Source organism: Coleofasciculus sp. E1-EBD-02, assembly GCF_040218245.1.
Lineage (GTDB): Bacteria > Cyanobacteriota > Cyanobacteriia > Cyanobacteriales > Coleofasciculaceae > Coleofasciculus.
The window spans coordinates 102,599-120,632 of record NZ_JAVJQN010000021.1 but is presented as its reverse complement, the minus strand read 5'-3'; the positions used below and the strand labels follow the sequence as shown (position 1 = coordinate 120,632).

At 44.8% G+C, this 18,034-nt stretch carries 9 protein-coding genes and 1 pseudogene; 3 read left to right on the top strand and 7 right to left on the bottom strand.

Annotated features, from left to right (window positions below; all coding sequences use genetic code 11):
* Window positions 1-261 (bottom strand): annotated as a pseudogene (locus RIC07_RS03855) (transposase); the annotation flags it as partial.
* Window positions 258-1,478, bottom strand: coding sequence for a peptidoglycan recognition protein family protein (locus tag RIC07_RS03850; protein WP_446393352.1), 1,221 nt, complete (start codon window positions 1,476-1,478; stop codon window positions 258-260). The pseudogene RIC07_RS03855 and the gene RIC07_RS03850, both read right to left, overlap by 4 nt.
* Window positions 1,479-1,634: 156 nt before the next feature.
* Here RIC07_RS03850 and RIC07_RS03845 point away from each other — a divergent pair, with 156 nt between their 5' ends.
* On the top strand, window positions 1,635-2,486 hold the full coding sequence (locus RIC07_RS03845; protein ID WP_446393351.1) for an alpha/beta fold hydrolase: 852 nt from the start codon (window positions 1,635-1,637) through the stop codon (window positions 2,484-2,486).
* On the opposite strand, the gene RIC07_RS03840 is transcribed toward RIC07_RS03845, so the two are convergent.
* Both RIC07_RS03840 and RIC07_RS03835 read right to left on the bottom strand, forming a co-directional pair.
* Window positions 2,483-3,946 carry a serine/threonine protein kinase gene (locus tag RIC07_RS03840; protein WP_446393350.1) on the bottom strand — a complete coding sequence of 488 codons (1,464 nt, stop codon included), beginning with the start codon at window positions 3,944-3,946 and terminating at the stop codon, window positions 2,483-2,485. The two genes, RIC07_RS03845 and RIC07_RS03840, sit on opposite strands and share 4 nt — an antisense overlap.
* An 81-nt stretch (window positions 3,947-4,027) precedes the next feature.
* Window positions 4,028-5,398: a serine/threonine protein kinase gene (locus RIC07_RS03835; RefSeq protein WP_446393349.1), complete on the bottom strand. Its 1,371-nt coding sequence runs from the start codon at window positions 5,396-5,398 to the stop codon at window positions 4,028-4,030.
* A gap of 216 nt (window positions 5,399-5,614) precedes the next feature.
* Here RIC07_RS03835 and RIC07_RS03830 point away from each other — a divergent pair, with 216 nt between their 5' ends.
* Both RIC07_RS03830 and RIC07_RS03825 read left to right on the top strand, forming a co-directional pair.
* A complete protein-coding gene (locus RIC07_RS03830) occupies window positions 5,615-6,790 on the top strand; it encodes a nuclear transport factor 2 family protein (protein ID WP_446393348.1) in 1,176 nt (391 codons plus the stop codon).
* A gap of 119 nt (window positions 6,791-6,909) precedes the next feature.
* Window positions 6,910-7,392 carry a DUF4079 domain-containing protein gene (locus RIC07_RS03825; protein WP_446393347.1) on the top strand — a complete coding sequence of 161 codons (483 nt, stop codon included), beginning with the start codon at window positions 6,910-6,912 and terminating at the stop codon, window positions 7,390-7,392.
* A 111-nt stretch (window positions 7,393-7,503) separates the two neighbouring features.
* Here RIC07_RS03825 and recD2 read toward each other — a convergent pair whose 3' ends face one another.
* The 3 genes from recD2 to RIC07_RS03810 form a co-directional block, all read right to left on the bottom strand.
* Window positions 7,504-9,837, bottom strand: a complete 2,334-nt coding sequence (recD2, locus tag RIC07_RS03820; protein WP_446393346.1) for an SF1B family DNA helicase RecD2 — start codon at window positions 9,835-9,837, stop codon at window positions 7,504-7,506.
* Window positions 9,838-10,285: 448 nt separating this feature from the next.
* Window positions 10,286-12,559 (bottom strand): caspase family protein, encoded by a 2,274-nt coding sequence (locus tag RIC07_RS03815; protein WP_446393345.1) that lies wholly within the window; start codon window positions 12,557-12,559, stop codon window positions 10,286-10,288.
* A 189-nt stretch (window positions 12,560-12,748) separates the two neighbouring features.
* Window positions 12,749-17,917: a tetratricopeptide repeat protein gene (locus tag RIC07_RS03810; RefSeq protein ID WP_446393344.1), complete on the bottom strand. Its 5,169-nt coding sequence runs from the start codon at window positions 17,915-17,917 to the stop codon at window positions 12,749-12,751.
* Window positions 17,918-18,034 lie beyond the last annotated feature (117 nt).

Genomic DNA, 18,034 nt, shown 5'->3' with positions numbered 1-18,034 from the left:
GGAACTTTGACGATTGCTTTTTAACAGAGATTGTAACTTCGCTCGACGTTGGTTATAAAATTGATTTAGGCTTTTTAACGGTCTGCCATTAATCAACAAAGGAGTAAAATCCGGTTGATTTGAAGTTACAGCCATCAAATTATCTATACCTAAATCTATCGCTGCTATCTTTTCATTTGGGGTTAAAAACTCTTCTTTTTCTTCATAAATTACCTCGATTACATAACAATCACATTTCGGAATGATTCTTACTTCTGCTATACTAAATTCAAAACAGACCACGTCACCGCCCCCACCATCCCATCTGCAGTCATCCCCTTTGAGCGCTGAAACGCAATAACAGCCGCTTTTGTCTTTGGACCATAGATCCCATCAGCAGGACCCGGATCAAAGCCTTCTTGCTGCAAAACCTCTTGGACTTGCTTCACTTGAGAACCCACGGAACCTTCCTGGAGTGGTAAAAACGGTTCTAACGGTTGATTGCGCCATTTTTGGGAAAACTCCACCAACGTCGCCTCAGATAGTTGGGCTTGTAACCACTGAATGGCTTGGGTTTGATGGGGGAGTTCCCGGTAATACTTATAGGTATCGAGGAGTTGAACCTGGGTGAAAGGAGTTGGTGGCTTCAAAGGTGTACTTCCCCCCGGTGTTGTATCCGGCGCTGTCGGAGTCCCAGTGTCGATGGGAGGTGGCTGTGTCGGTTGAGACACCCGTTCTAACACCTTCCACGTATTCGGTCCAACCAAACCATCAGGTTCTAACCCATGAAACTTTTGGAACAAAATCACGGCATCTTCAGTACCCGCGCCAAAAATACCATCAATTGGACCCGGATTAAACCCTTGAGCGCTGAGAATTTGCTGGAGTTCTTTCACTCGTAATCCGGTGTCTCCTTCCCGCAAAACTTCGATAAAAGATGCCCCGAGTCGCTGACGGACTTCCTGGCGTAAGCGAGGTAATTGACTGTATAACCAATCTCCAGGACATTGAGTAGGAGAAAAGTCGCGATGTCCGAGAATATTATCCGGGTTAATCTTAGTCGTTGAGCAAATCGAGGCGCATAATTCAACCAAACTATCCCACTGTTTGGCATTCATTTGATAGGTGATAAACGTGCCTTCATTTTCAATCCCTGGCGACTGATTCCCTTTATTACTACCCGCATGGGATGAACGCACACTGCGTCCTTGTTTAGCCGCATTCAGACTTCCATGTCTGCCTTCTAGCAAATATCCACCCGTTGTGTTCAAAAAATTGTGACCCGAATCAATCCAGCCAAAGCCATCCATATGGGCAGTTTGAATGCTGCGGGCGAAGGTTTTAGCTCCTGTTAATGTCCCTCTGGAAACATCATTGGGGGGATTAGGAGTCGCCGTATGATGAATGATAATATATTGCGGTCTCGTTTGTCCGGGCCACTGTTTTGGGGGTCTAGCGCCCCATTCGTTCGTTGAAATAACACTCGCTGTAAATGCCATACCGATTGTCTCCCTCCATTCAATCTAAATCAGCCGTAAGTTCACTCAAACCAATCTGATTTGTTCTGATTCTACCTAATCCCTGCTCAGTAGAATGCGTTATCTTTTGTTGATATTTGCTATTCTACATTCGGGTTTACTACCACCGAACGCAAAATGACACCAACACGGCAAACTGTATCCTTACCCGAAATCCAACTGTCTTATCTGGAGTGGAAGCAAGGTTCAGAACCCTTGTTACTACTCCATGGTTTAGCGGATCACGCTTTAGTGTGGTCGAGTTTAGCCGAGTATCTGGCTGAGAGCTATCATATCATCGCTCCCGATATGCGGGGTCATGGGGAGAGTAGTAAGCCTGACGATGATTATACCTTTGCTAGTGCGATCGCGGACTTAGAAGCCCTCATGGATCACTTGGGATGGTCATCAGCCCATATTATCGGGCATTCCTGGACAGGAAAATTAGCCCCGATTTGGGCAAAACAGCATCCCGAACGATTCCGCAGCATGGTTTTGGTTGATCCGATTTTTATCTGGAAAATGCCCAGTCTGCTCAAGGTTACATTCCCTTTGTTATACCGGGTTTTACCCTTTCTTAAAGGAATGGGTCCGTTTGAGAGTTATGAAGACGCCGAACAGAAAGTACGTCAGTTAAGTCAATATCAAGATTGGACGCCATTACAGCAGCAAGTCTTTCAAGCCAGTATTGAGCAGAAACCTGATGGTTCTTGGGGGAGTAAGTTTACCGTAGCTGCCCGTGATGGTACGTTTGAGGATGTGATGCTTGTCGCCGGATTAACGGTTCCGATTCATATTCCTACCTTGTTTGTGCAACCGGAAAAAGGGGTGAATCGCCAAGACTGGCAACTGAAACCCTATAAAACCTATTTGAAAAATTTACAAGTTTGCCAGGTTCCCGGTAATCATTGGCCCTTTTTAGTCGCGCCAGAGGAGTTTAACCGAACGGTGGAGGCATTTTTAGATCAACATCAAGAAGCGACAGTTTAACCAGAATCAGCTTCTAATAAGCTAATTGGTAGTTCTAACCAGTTGCTAAATTCATAAGCTAACCAGTCCAACTCGGATTCCGATAGCCAACCCTTGCCACCAATCACAAATTGTTTAGTTCCTGCCCAAATATTAATTTGCGGTTCAACTTTCACTGTTTTACCTTTTGAAGTTGTATGATAATATGTTTGAGTCCGTTCTAATTTAAGAATGTGATGTCGTGGTGCAGGGCGAGGAAGCTGGAAGTTTAAGCCAAAAAGCTGATAGTTTAAAGTGATTTGCGCCTGATCTATCTGGAGATGAATCTTTCCCCAAATAGTAAATAATATTTGTCGGATCATATTAATGCCAATTCCTAAATGTGGTAAACAAAACAAGGTAACCGCCCATCCACCTGAACTCCAATTTACTATAGCAGCGGAATAAGGAAAGATGAGAAATATATTCCAGAGAATTGCTATGCCAATAGGTAAATCAGGACTGAAACCTTTAGGTGGAATTGAAATTTGTAGAGAATCATTGGTTTTCGTCAACCCAACTCTAGAACCGACTGGTTTCTTGGTAACTAAGACATTGGTCAAGAAACCGGGTTTCTTTGGGTAAAATGCTGATAGTTCGTTGTTATCCTCACGAGTAACTCGGTTTCTGGGAATACTTAATCGGCGCTCTAGAACTTGCAAAGCCTGACTAGCTGATGCCAATCGCCGCTCCAGACTTGGCTGTGTTATCCATTGCAACCAGTTGATAAGACTGGGTGATAAACTGACAGAATCCTCAAAACAAATCCGTAAATCTTTTTGGGGCAAATCCGCCGGATGATGTCCTGATGCTAAATAAATTAGTGTGGCGCCTAAACTATACAAATCAGAAGCTGCAACCGCTCGTCTCCCGAACTGCTCAGGTGGCATATAGCCATAAGTACCAACGACAGTTATCGTCCCTTGTTCCATGGCGGCGGATTGCACAGCACCAAAGTCTACTAAGTACACTTGACCGACATGAGCGCCGGAACGATTAGTGAGCAAAATATTGCTCGGTTTAATGTCGCGGTGAATAATGGGAGGATGACAATTGTGCAGATAAATAAGAATTTCTAAGACGGCTTTGGCAATTTGTTTGAGGTTGGTTTCACTAAATGTTCGTCCCGCTTTGAGATACTCTTCTAATGAAGGAGCGTTAATATAACTTTGTACTAGGGCAAAGCCTTTGCCATGGTCTGTCTGAATATCAAAGTAGTCAAGATAGCCAGGGATAGCTGGGTGAGAAAGGTTCTGTAAGGTTTTGGCTTCGCGCTCAAACAGTCTGAATGTTTCCCAGGTTAAATCACTACTAAAGGTGAGCAGTTTCACAACCACAAAATTTTGGCTTTGCTGATCCCAGGCGAGTAGAGTGCGATGACCGGCTCGTTTTCCGAGTTGGCGTTTGATTTGATAACGCCCTTTTAAGATTTGACGGGTCATAAAGGCTACCTCATTCTAGATAGACTGCATAGATTTACTGGAAATCATATACTCCTCTTGGCTAAGAGTAACTTCAAAGGGTTAGATGATCTGATTATCTTGACTAATTGGTAATTTTAACCAGTTGCTAAGTTCATCAGCTAACCAGTCAATCTCTGTTGGGGATAGCGAACAATTGTCGCCAAGGGTAAAAGTTTTCCGTCCGGCAAAAATCATTAGCTCGCCGAACGTTGACTCTGTGTTTTTTTTGTACTTTAACTTGAATATTTTATGCCGTGTAGCAGGACGCGGTCGTTGGTATTCACACCCAAAAATCTTGTATTTTAAACTAATTTTATGGTGATCTATTTTTAACTCGACTCCTCCAAATAAACAAAACAAAATACATAATATTATACCCAAGCCAATGCCTAAAGGCACTAACAAAAAAAAGGCTTCAATCCATCCGCCTGAACTCCAATTGCGTATTGCCTTTAAAAAATTCATGAAGAAGCCTACATTCCAAGAAATGGCAAAGCCAACAATCCATAGCAACTCAATACTGGAGCATTGAGATGGCATAAAAATCTGTATAAAATCATGGTTTTTCGTCAACACAACTTTAGAACCGGCTGGTTTCTTGAGAATTAGAGATTGATGGTGCTGCGGTTGTGGATTCTCTAGAACTTGCAAAGCCTGACTAGCTGATGCCAATCGCCGCTCCAGACTTGGCTGTGTCATCCATTGCAACCAGTCGATAAAACTGGGTGATAAACTGACATAATTCTCAAAGCAAATCCGTAAATCTTTTTGGGGGAAATCAGCCGGATGTTGTCCTGATGCTAAATAAATTAGTGTGGCGCCTAAACTATACAAATCAGAAGCTGCAACCGCTCGTCCCCCAAACTGCTCAGGTGGCATATAGCCATAAGTACCAACGACAGTTATCGTCCCTTGTTCCACGGCGGCGGCTTGTACAGAACCAAAGTCTACTAAGTACACTTGCTCGACATGAGCGCCGGAACGATTGGTGAGCAAAATATTGCCCGGTTTAATGTCGCGGTGAATAATGGGAGGATGACAATTGTGTAGATAAATGAGAATTTCTAAGACGGCTTTGGCAATTTGTTTGAGGTTGGTTTCACTAAATATTCGTCCCGCTTTGAGATACTCTTCTAATGAAGGAGCGTTAATATAACTTTGTACTAGGGCAAAGCCTTTGCCATGGTCTGTCTGAATCTCAAAGTAGTCAAGATAGCCAGGAATAGCTGGGTGAGAAAGTTTCCGTAAGGTTTTGGCTTCGCGCTCAAAGAGCCTAAATGTTTCCCAGGTTAAATCACTGCTAAAGGTGAGTAGTTTCACAACTACAAACTTTTGGCTTTGCTGATCCCAGGCGAGTAGAGTGCGTTGACCGGCTCGTTTTCCGAGGTGGCGTTTGATTTGATAACGCCCTTTTAAAATTTTACTGGTCATAGAGGCTACCTCATTCTAGAAGGAATACTCTTATGTTCTATTTTACTCGAATTATACCTCTCCAATTCATTGGATAGCGCAGAAATTATCAACAACCTCTATTTGTATGTATCAAAAATAACTTTTCAAACCGGAAAAACGGCGAAAATACCGATGGTGACGAGTTGTAGGTGCGGTATGTCAGATATAGTTTGATTAGAGTCACGAACTGCCAACATGACAAAACCTGCTCATTTGATGATTAAATCCCTGTATCAGGCAATCAACCGCAGGGATATTTCAGCCGCTATAGACTGCATCGATGATGAGTGCGTCTATGAGGATCTTAACTTTCCCCAACCCTTTCGCGGGAAAGCCGCCGTTCAGCAGCTTTTTGAAGAATCCTATCAAGGTGTACCCGATGACTTACTCTTTGTTATTGATGATATTACGACAGGAGATTCATCTTCCACGGGTGTCCTTTGGCATGTTGAACTCGATGGTATTCCCTTTCCCAATGGACGAGGGGTCAGCTTTTATCGTCTGTCTGAAACCACGGGTAAGTTAATTTTCGCCCGTGATGTGGTGGAACCGCCCATTAAACCGGGTAAAGTTGCATTCTGGATTATCCGATTGGTTACTCCTTTGGTACGACGACTGCTGAAACACCAGCCAGAAACCCTTGCTACTGCTAAATCAGAACAACCTCAGCCTGGAGTTGCGATCGCGTTGGCACTGGTGGCGATAGTCTATACTTATGTCCTCTTGCTTTCTCCACCTAATCAACTGCTTCCTGGAGAACCAATTTGGGCAATTCAACCCGAAACCCTACAGGAAATTCTGGATGAGTCGCTCAATTTTTTCTTGATCTTACCGATTCTCAATGGGGTGGGTATTCATGTCATGGAGTCCCCGACGGTTCACCCTACCCTAGAAGCACTGTTCAACTTTGCCGAAGCCTGGATATTTATGTTTCTCCCCTTATTGTTAATGGATAAAAGGGGACGCCATTTACCTAAGGTTTTGATGTGGAGTGTGGCAATGTTCCTGACGAATGTTATTCTTACACCTTATATGGCGCTGCGTTATACTGTTCCCCGTCCTCAAGAAAAGGATGAACCTGAAAAAGGCTGGTTAGCTCGTCTTTTCGGATGGATAGGGCTGATTGTGGGTACTCTAGCTATTGTATGGGGTTTTGTGGGAAGACCGGAGTTTGGAGATTTAGCACAGAGGGCGCAGTATTTTAGAGAACTGTTTATGAGTAACCGCGTGACTATCGCATTTTGTGTTGATTTGGTGCTGTTTTCCATTTTCCAGGGTGTACTGTTAACCGCCGTCATTCCCTCTAATAAAAGGGGGCGATGGCTGCGATATGTTCCCTTTTTGGGATTGGCGGTTTGGCTGATTATCTGATTAGTGATTTGTCTTATGTCATTTGTCCTTTGTCCCAGTTTTTATGCCAATCATTTAACTTGCTGAAAGTGCAAAACGTGTCAAAATAGATAGATGTAAAGAAAGATGAATTTAAACCGATGGGAGAACAACTGAGTCAAGTCCTAGAACCGATCGCGGCGTGGTTTCGCACGTTAGGCGTTCCTGAACCGATTGTTCACTGGGGACATCCTGTCATGATGGGAATCGTGATATTTGTTCTCGGTAGTTTTGTCGCGTATATGGGATGGCGTAGTCGCCTGACAAAAGATGGGGAAGTGGCGGCGAAAAGTCGTGCGTCTCACCGTCAGCTTGCACCGTTGATGTACCTGTTTATTGCGCTGGGGTATACCGGAGGCGTTCTTTCCCTGGTGATGCAGCATAAACCTATTTTTGAAAGTCCGCATTTTTGGACAGGTTCTTCTGCCGTCATTTTGTTAGGAATTAACGCGGTGATGACGTTTGGTTTTGGGGGTGAAAAGAAAGAATCGTTTCGTACTGCTCATGCTTATTTGGGGAGTACAATTATGATTCTACTGGTTGTTCACGTTGTCCTTGGTCTAAAACTGGGTCTTTCAATTTAAAATCTTAATATCAACAACTGCAAAATCGTTGTAATGCGTTAAGCGAAGCCATGCCGCAGGCTTTGCATCTTGCTCGCTACCCATGTCAACAACTCAATGGTGCAACTACAGTTAATGACGATCGCCTTTCATAATAGTCATAATTGCAAAATCCAGCAGTTCAATCGCTTCATTTTCATAATGATAGGTTTTAAACTTTTGTCCAGGTTCTATCACTTCTAGACGCTTGGAGGGACGGCGACCATAATGGGATTGATAAAGCTGGAGCGCCAATGATCCAATCGAAGTCTTTTGCCCTTTGGTAGCATCAATATTGAGTTCACGGAGTCGCATCGCCACGCTAACAAATCGTTGATTTGGCGATGCTGGAGACTGGGTAGTTCTCACCTGATTCAGTGCATCCATTAAGCTTTGATCAGACTCAGATAATAATAAAGGCAACTGAGTATATCGACGCATTGGTTTATCGACACTGACGGCAAACTTTAAGGTTTCTGGTCTACCAACGGCGATAAATCCACCGTAGCTGGCACGAGTCATTGTGGTGTAGAGAAGTTGACGAGAAAGCATCCGGTGGTTTGAAGGTGACAGAGGCATAATTACATACTGGAATTCACTACCTTGAGCTTTATGGCAAGTTAGGCAAAACGAATGCATAATCTGCTCAAAAATGCCGGGAACATAATCAACAACCGCGCCGCCTTCAAATGCCACCTTAACCCGTTCTGGCTGGGATTTAGGATGAACCTCAATTACCCAACCCCCCTCGCCATTCATCACCGCCGGGATTGTATCATATCTATTTTTCAATTGAATCACGCGATCGCCAACTCGATACACCACCTCCCCCGTTTCCACTTCTGGCTGTTCCGGTTGTTTTGGATTAAATAGAGGCTGTAATCGTTTATTTAACGCTTGAACCCCAACCACCCCTTTCTTTTGGGGAGCAAGAACCATCACCTGATCTTTTAAGTTAACCTGATCACCCTGCATCTGTGCCACTAGCTCGACAATGGTATCGGCAATTGCTTCAGGGGTGTGGCGACACAGCAGGGCGCAATCGGAAACCTTTTGCCATTGGAGAGGAGAGTTAAACCGTTGCAAATTAGGAACCACGCCACGAATGACATCTTCTGCTGCATAGATAATCGGACTTTCTTCCGGTTGGCGGTAAATCTTTTTCAGGCGAGAACAGGGTACAACTTCAGATATCAGTAAGTCGCGCAGCACCATTCCCGCGCCCACACTAGGGAGCTGATTATGATCCCCAACCAATACGATTCTCGTATGGGGTTCTAAGGCTTTTAAGAGGGAATTAAACAGGAAAATATCGACCATACTAAATTCGTCGATAATTAACCAGTCAATCGGCAAGGGGTTATCCTGATTAAACTCAAACTTTTGACCATACCCTCGCCACTGAAGTAGACGATGAATCGTTTGGGCATCTAATTCGGTGGCGTTCTTCATTCTTGTCGCTGCTTTTCCGGTAGGTGCAGCTAAAGCCACCTTGAATCTACACTCCGTTAGCCAATTGATCAAATACTTCAAAATATGCGTTTTCCCTCGCCCAGCCCCTCCCGTAATAATGCTAATTGGTTGGGCATAAGACTTTAATAGTGCCTGTCGCTGTTCTGGAGCCAGCACACTAGACTCCCGCCATTCTACTGCTTCTAGTTTTTGTAACCACTCCTCTAACGGTTCGATAGGCAGTTGGTTGCGAGAGGCAAAATACAGAATCAATTGGGCAACATTAACCTCCGCCCGATAAATTGGTTTTAAGTAGAGCGACTCTGATAACCGTCCCTCCACTACAATTTTTTGGGTGAGCGCATTCTCTAATACCTGATGAAGTAACCGGGCATTTGGTGTATGTCCGGGACAACTCAATAACCCCAGTGCTGCTTCGATGAGTTCGGAGCTGGGGAGGAAACAATGCCCCTGATTTCTGGCATCTTGTAAGGTTTGAATAATCCCTTGTTCATAGCGCAGGGTACTATCAGGCGGCATCCCCAACTTGAGCGCTAAACTGTCAGCTATCTTAAATCCAATGCCGTCCAGATCATTAATAATCTGATAAGGGTTGGTGTTGAGGACAGATGCTGTACGCTGATCATAGTAGTCAGTCAGTTTCAGCGTTAACCCCAAAGATATCCCCATCCCCAGCAACCAAGCTTGAGTCCCTCGGACTGGGTTGCTCTTGCTTTTCTCCCAAGCCGAGAGAATGGCATCAATCCGATATTGGGATAACCCAGGAATAAGTGTGAGTCGTTGGGGTGAGAACTCCAGAACCTCAAGGGTATCCGAGCCAAAATATGCCGCCAGCAAAGCGGCTGTCTTCTTGCCAATGCCATGAAATATGCCACTGGCAAGATACTGTTCAATTTCTGCTTGCTCTAGCCTGGGCAAGTGATCGTTGTCGTCTGTAGGGAAAGCCATTGACATGATTGATTGTCCCTGAACAGGTGAACAAGAAATCCCAAATTGTATAGCCTATCCGTTATTGTACAATGCAGGTGCGACACGTCAGGCTCTATTAGTCGGATTAACTTGGCAGCACTAAGTTTTTACCCAATATCTACCCCATAATTTAAATTAAAAATATGGGGAATAAGCGAAAATATAATAAAATAATTTTTAAATGTTTATTCCGTGTCAAGAATTTGAGATCACACCACGGCAAGAAAGACCAGTGGAACCCTTGTAGGGGTGACCCGCTTGCATCAAGAAAAAATTCCAGTCCACTCAATGGGGTCGGGTCGCCCTCGGCTCAACCGAGTGCATGTCAGGGAAAGCACAAAATGTTCAAGTTAACCCGCCTAGGTTGGGTTACTCGGAAAGAATTATCCGCCTAGGTTCCAGGTCTAACCTACAACATGATCGAGCTAAAACGTTATTCGACGACTTTCAAGATAGTTGAGAGGGCAGCCAGTTTAGTGGTATCAATACTGTGCCGACGACGAACCCGTACTGACGCTATTCTACCGCGAGACATTCGGTCTAAATCACCCAGCAAACTGTCGATAACTGCCACGGGACTCTCACTATCTGAATTTTCCGTGATATCTTCCGTCAAACCCAGTGGAGTCCCCGATGCACCGCGACGTCTGGCAATGTCTTGTAACCCTTTCAACGCATCCCGTAAGGGTTCTGTACTGGTGAGAACCAAAAGTTCAAAGAAACCTGGGGGTTCCTGCACCACTAAGCGAAAATCCTTGGTCGGATCACCGATTTTCTGGGGAATCACCATCGACTCGCCACCGCCTAGTTTTGCTGCTTCTTCCGGCGCCCCCCAGGTTATCGGATGCAAGACATAGATATCACCATTGGCGAAAATGACTAGCACCCCGATATAGAGGCTGCGGTTTTCGTGGTTGTGAATGACTAACTCCACCTCAGTCCCTATCTGGAGTTGGGTTATCTCTGTTTCCAGGGTTTGGGTAACAAGTCCGGCTTTCGTCTCTGAGGGGCGTCCCGTACTCACAGAAGCACCTCGCCTCCCCAAGGGATTAATGTCAACGGTAATATTCAATTGAGAGGTATCGCTATTAAGGATAGAATGGAGTATCCGACCCGCCAATAACATGGTTAGACGGGGGCGTAGGCGTTGTACCGCTTGGATTATCGATTCCTCCGGTTGTCCAAAGGAGTCGGGAACAGGCGTGAGTCCGGCGGAAAATAGCCCAATACTGCCGATGGATGCAGAGGTAACGATATCACGCTGACGGGCTTGCTGGAGCGACTCCTGACTCATTCGTCCGAGGAGATAGTCGGCGACTGTGCTAGTATTCACGGGGACAACGTTTACCCGTTCAATCGTTTCTAAAACTGCTCTAGCCGCTTCCATCTGATTACCTAAAGACTCATGCAGACCAATTTTTAATGCTAAGTTAGCGGGTACGCCGCGAATCTGTTCTCGCATTAGCGTTCCTGGGGAAATCGTCTGCCGTTGGCTGGATTTTAATCTACCATATCCGACTAAGCCAAGGCGATGGGTTTGCACAACTTCCCCGACAACCTGTCCTTTGGTATCAATCAGGTTAAATTCTGCTCCTTCTTCAAAGGCTTGTAAACTCTGAGAGGAAATCCCCCCTAACCAGAAAGTAACTTGATCTCCCTCGATACGACGCACTACGGCTTCGGCGGCGGGGGTATCCGGGTCAAGGAAATAGAGGGGTTTTTGGGCATAGTCGCTACCTGGTTTAACCTGAAAGATGGGGTCTTGTTCTAGGTGCGAGGCTTGAGCCACATCCCGCGTACTCCGAGCCAGATTCGCAAAGACGGTAGCCAGGGGTTTATTGAAGGGCTGCTGCCAAAGGTAGCGGGTGAGGAGATAGGTAAACGCCCCGGCGTAGAAGTCGCCAAAGGGCGCATCCGCCGCCAGTTGATTAGCCTGGGCTGAACCTAGTGCCATTCCCTTGGCGATACCCTGGGTGCGTAAGGTTTTGAGTTGACTCAGTGACAATCCCAGTTTGGTCATCCACCGTTCTTGATAGGCTAACTCGGCGGCGCTGGGTTGAGCATTGTTTCCCGATAACCGAGAATCGAGGGCGCGATAGACGAGGTTTCCCCTGGTACCACCGCCAGAGTGACAGCTATCGAGGACGACGGTGACGTTTTCTGTGTTTAGGGCAGACATCAATAGAAATAGAGTCTTGCCCATGATATCGTTGACGTGGACATTTTGAGTATTTTGCCGAGAATCATAGACAACCATGGTGCCGTTGTACCCCTGGATATCGGGATGAATGGGAATTGCATCGGGGTCAAGCACAAGGGAACCATGTCCAGAATAGTGGAAGACAACAATATCACCCGGTTGCGCTTGCTCGATTAAGTGCGTCTCAAAGGCATCGAGGAGGTTCTGGCGTGTGGGTTTATTTGGGGTATCGTCGGTTAATAGGAGAATGTCCTTGGGGTTAAAGCCAAAGCGATGCACCAGGAGTTCGTATTGCATCTCGACATCGGTAAGACAGCCACGCAGGGAGGAAATTCCGGGGGGATATTTGTTGATACCGACAAGGAGTGCTAGTTTACGGGGTGTCTGTTGAGCGAGAACACGGGTATACTGGTGAGCTTGACGGTGGAAATCGAGTTGGCTCAAGCCCAGAGTGGCGAGGGTTGAGCCAGCGAATTGCAAAAACTGACGACGTTTGATTGGTGACATAATTGGTTTAAGTTGCGGTAAATTGTACCAATCGAGATTTTAGGCTAAAGCCCTAACTACGAACTCCATTAAGTAGGTGGGGACAATTAAAGTTAACGGTGGGGATCGTCATTCGTCATTCGTCATTTGTAAGGGTTTGAGGCTTGTTAAAACAACTTAACATGGTTGAGTTTATGTCCACCAACCTACTTACAGTCCATTACCAATAAGAATAAAGGGCGCCCAATAATAGGGATGGCTCAGATTCGTCGTCACGCTGGCGGGTAAGCCTTCAGGACTTTGTAACAAAAGTCCCGCTCGTTCTATATCTTCAACGGAAAAGTTTCCCCTCAATAAAGCCAGTTGTGCTTGTCGCAAGGCTTCAGCTTTAGTGACAGGGTTTTGTTCAGTTCCTTGAGCCAGATTGTTGTAAAATTGTCGCATCTTTAAGCTAGTGCTGGCATCATTCACTTTCCACAGAGAAGCCATCACCGCATCGGCTCCATTACTGAGGAAATAGTAAGCAACACTAGCAATCTCTACACCGTCTGGGCGCGAACCCGCTAAGGTTGTTTCGCAAGCAGAAAGTACGACGAGATGAATGTCCTGTAACTGAGTTAACGTTTGAATGTCGGGAATTCTTAGCTGTTCACCATCGCCTAACAACAGAAACGAGTCATCCGCACTACCCGGAACAAATACTCCGTGAGTCGCTAGATGTAAAATCTTGTGTCCCGTCAAATTATCGCGCAAACTGCGATAGTCAAACGTATCATTAAGAAACGTTTTCCCTGGATAAATCCCTAGATCATCATCGGTTGTTTGGCGCACAATGGCATTGAGTTCGGTTTGGACGTATGGCAAGGAGGAGAAACCACCAACCGCATCAGATACACCCATGGCTAGGACGGGGATATCTTGAGTATCCACAGGAAGGCGAGCGCCAATATTGGTTAAATCGGCTGAGAAGATGGTCGAGATGGTATAATTCTCAATCAAGTAGTTTTCCCCATCCGACAAAGCACTCATAGGAATATATCGCGTTACCCGATCTAAAGCGAACACTAAGTTCTGCACCTGGTTTTGCTTCAGTTCAGCAGCAAAGGGTTTAACTAACCAATCGTAGAGTTGTTTTCCCGTTTCTTTAATTTCGGCAATATCCGAGCGGTTATTTTCCAGTAATCTCCGGAATTGGTTAACCGTTTCTCCTAACTCTTCTTCTCCAATATTAACTTCTTGTTTATGGACAACTCCCCCTTCTGAGAACATGATTAACCAGAGTCTTTCCTCTAGCACCAACGGGTAAATTAAGACGGTATGCGGTTGAGCTTCTACAATTTCCCTGGCTTTGGCGAGTTTCCTGGGATCGAAGAACAGATCATCCGTCGCCCGGTTGGAGCGAATTTCTTTTTCAATGGTTTTCAAGTTTTGATTAAACTCACGGATTAAAACAGTCAGACGGTCATTTAACTCACCTTTTTCAGTACAATTCGTCCGTTCACATTCATTAATTTGTCGTCCTAAAGCAATTAGGGATTGGCTTTCAGCTTGAACCTTTTTCTCGGCTTCGCTGAGAAGTACATCCGGTTGGTCATCTGTTGAGACTGTACCTCTGGCTAAATCACGAATTTCCTGTATCTTCAACAGTTCCAATACCTGATGGGCTTCCTTATCTCGCCCTTGGGATAATAACAAGTCCGCTAATTGGCGATAAATATCAGCGGTTGTCAGTCCGTCAAAATCAATTATGGCTTGTAGAGCAGACTCTTGTAACTGGGGCGGTAGTTCTTGATTAAGCCGCCGAATTTCTTCAAAGTCATTGATCGCTTGTTTGTAATAGGTAATAGCAATATTAGGTTGATCTAACTCTGCATAAAGCCGCCCCAAACCTGCATAGCTATAGGATTTATCACCAATGACTTCCTCAAGCGTATTGATAGCTAATGCCTGTTGGTAAGTCGCGATAGCTTCTTGCTTTCTGCCAAATTTACGGTGTAGACTAGCGATGAGGTTCAGTGCATCCCTTTCTAAGGTAAGATTTTGGACATTTCGAGTGAAGGCTAAAAAAGCTTGGGCTGATTCCATGGCTTTTTGATCATCCCCTAACTCAGCATAACCAATACTTAGCACCACGTTAGCAATTATTTCTAGAAAAGGCTGTTGAATTTCCTGGGCTATCACTAACCCTTGTTGAGCGAAATCAAGGCTTTTTTCAGCTTCCCCTTGAACAAAGTAATTCCAGGCGATCATGGTCAAAACGATACTTTCGTCATGACGATTTTGCAATGTCCGCAAAATGGGTAGCGCTTGCTGATAGTACTCACGGCTTGTCTGGTAATCTCCTAAACTCGAATAAGCAGTCCCTAAAAGGGTTAATGGTAATGTCTGCGCTCTAGGACTGTTGTTATCCTGAGCGATTTCTAAGCTTTTTTGATACAGCTCCAAAGCTTGCTGATAATCCTTGAACGACGTATAAACATTACCCAACCTTGCTAGCGCCAACCCCTCTAAAGCTGGATTTTGAAGTTCTCGACCTATTGTTAAACCTTGCTCAATCAACTCTTTGCCTTTGCTGTATTCTCCAATAACGTTGTAAGCATTGCCCAAATTAATGAGTAATTCCGCTTCAGAATAGCGATCATTCAATTTCCGAGCTAGGGCTAAACGGGGTTCGGCAACACTAATGGCATTTTGATAATCTCCGAGTGCGGCGTAAGCTTCACTAAGAACCTTTGAAGCCTCAACTTCTCCAAAGAAGTTTTTTGTCCGCTGGGAAATGTCTAAACTCCTTTGCGCCAATTCAACCGCCTGCTCGTATTCTCCCCGTTGATTATGGATTTGAGCTAATCCAGTTAAAGCTATTTGCTCATCTGCGGGAACTTGTCTTTGCTGCGCTAATGCTAAAGCTTCTTTCCCATATTCAGTTGCTTTTTCTGTATTGCCCAGCCAAAGATAATTGGCACTCAACTTCGTTAAAGCTGTGATTTCAAAGCCATTTAACTGGTACTGCCGAATTAGGGTCAAAAGTTGCTGCGCTAACTCTAATGATTTGTCATAGTTGCCCTGGCTTTTGTAAATATCTATAAGCTGATCCAAAGCATTCCGTTCGAGATTTGGATCGCCCAATGCTTTAGCAATTTCCCCTACTTTGTTGGCGGCATCCAGCGCTAAGGGATGATCTCCTTGCTGGTTGTAAATTTCACTCAACTTGTCCCAGGCTTTCGCCTCTAGCTGAGGATGTTTTATTGTTTTAGCAATCGATAAAGCTTGTTGAATTAACTCCACAGCTTTAGCAGAATCTCGGAACAAAGTATATACATAAGCCAACTCAATCAGCGCCTCTGCTTCTTTATCCGATTTCGCGATACTTTGCGCCCAACTTACGTTTTGCTGGGCATAATCAAGCGCTTTATCGAAGTCTCCAAGATTGATATAAACCAGTATTAAACTCCTCAATGCATTGTTTCGCAAGTTCAACGCTGTGTCTTGTAAATTAGGTGCTAGTTCAGAACTATTTATTTCTCCTGTTATCACTAATGCTTGCTGGAGTAACTCGATCGCCTTCTCATAGTCTTCCACCATATTATAAGTACTAGCCAGACTAATTAAAGATAGCGTTTCTGAAAATGGATCTTTGAGTTGTCGCGCAATATCTATATCTCGCTTATAGACTTCAATCGCCTTGGCATAATCTCCCAGTGAACTATACACACCAGCAAGAACCGATAGAGGAAAAGCCTCTGCTTCTAAACTTTCAGACTGTCGCGCAATGGCTAGACCTTGTTCGGCAAACTCTTGGGCTTTTGGTAAATCTAACAAATCGTAGTAGATATAACCAATTTTTGCATAGGTACTACTTTCTATCTCCATTATCTCTTGTTTCTTTATTGAATCTTGTAGTTCTGTAGCAAGATTTAATGCTTCTGGAACTAAAGTAATGATCGTTTCGCTTTGTTTAAGAGCAAGAGAATAATCTTTTTGTCTATGGGCAGAACCGACACTTGCATAATACACTCTCATCATTAGAAGGATGGTGTTTAGTTGTGCTGTGCGATCATTGAGAGGTTGTTGCTGAATGGCTAATGCTTGTTGGTAGTATTCAATTGCAAGGTCATATTTTCCTTGCCTATAGTAACTAGAGGCTATGAATGATAGAAATTGAGATTCTTGTAGTTTATCGTCGAGTTCTCGTGCAAGGGTTAGTCCTTGCTGATAAAAGTCTAACGCACCGATGTAATCACCTTGCTGGTTATAACTATTGCCGAGCAACCTCAGGATAAGAGCTTCTTGCGACTTATCCTTTAGTTCTCTGGCAATAGGTAAGGCTTGCTGATAAAAATCCACTGCTAATTCATATTTTTCTTGGATAAAATAAGCCAATCCTATTTTTAAAAGAATGTTAACCTCTCGTGATTGATCTACTTCCCGCACTAAGGGCAATGCCTGTTGATAATAGTCCAGCGCTCGATCATATTGCTGTTTGTCAAAGTAAGCCTTTCCCAGCCAGAATAGAATACTACTTTCTAATGGGCGAATTCCGGCATCTTGAATTAGGGGTAAAGCTTGCTTGTAATGTTTCAAGTAGCGGTCATAGTCTTCTAAATTGTAATAAGCGTATCCTATCGCCAGTAAACTTTCACCCTCACCCGCGCGGTTACCAATCTCACGGCTAAGAACTAACGCTTTCTTTGACCACTCCAAAGCGCGAGAATAGTCTTCCAGGCTTTCATACGCCCTGCCGATTCTTCGCAGGGTAATTTCGGCATGAAATTTATCCCCGACTTCTTCCTGTATCGCCAGCGCTTGCTGTAAGGTTTCTAAGCCTTGGGACGATTGTGGTAAGCTAAAAGCGTAAACAGCGCCAATATTACTGAGAGTTTTGCCTTCTCCGCTGCGATCCTGTAATTCTTGGCGAATAGAAAGCGCTTGCTGTAAGGTTTCTAAGGCTTGCTCAGAGTCCTTTAAGCCGTAATAGGTTATACCCAAGTTATCTAAGGTTTCTCCCTCTCCAGCACGGTCTTTGAGTGCTATGCGAATGGAGAGAGCCTGCTGTAAGCTGGTTAAAGCAGCTTCATGTTGCCGCAACCAGTAATAAACCTCACCGATATTATTGAGGGTTTGCCCGATTCCCGCCTGATCATTGAGGGCTTGTTGTATTTCTAGCGCTTGTTGATAGGTTGCCAACGCCTGTTGGTATTGCCCTCGGCGGTATTCCTGCACTCCCTGTTGGAAGAGTCGTTCCGCCTCGGCTTTTTGATCTTCTACCGTTTGCGCCTGGGCAACAAGTGGCGCAATGCTACCCATGGGTATGACAGGAGCAGTCACTGCTAGGAGTGCTGTTACCCAAACTAAGCTCAGATATTTCAGTTGGTATTGCATCGCTGGAATTGCCAAGGTATATAAGGAATTATAACCGTCTCGTTCTCCTATCTCTCAGTCAGGGGGAGGTTATGCAAAAGGATAGACATAAGCACAGACGTTATATATCGTAGGGGC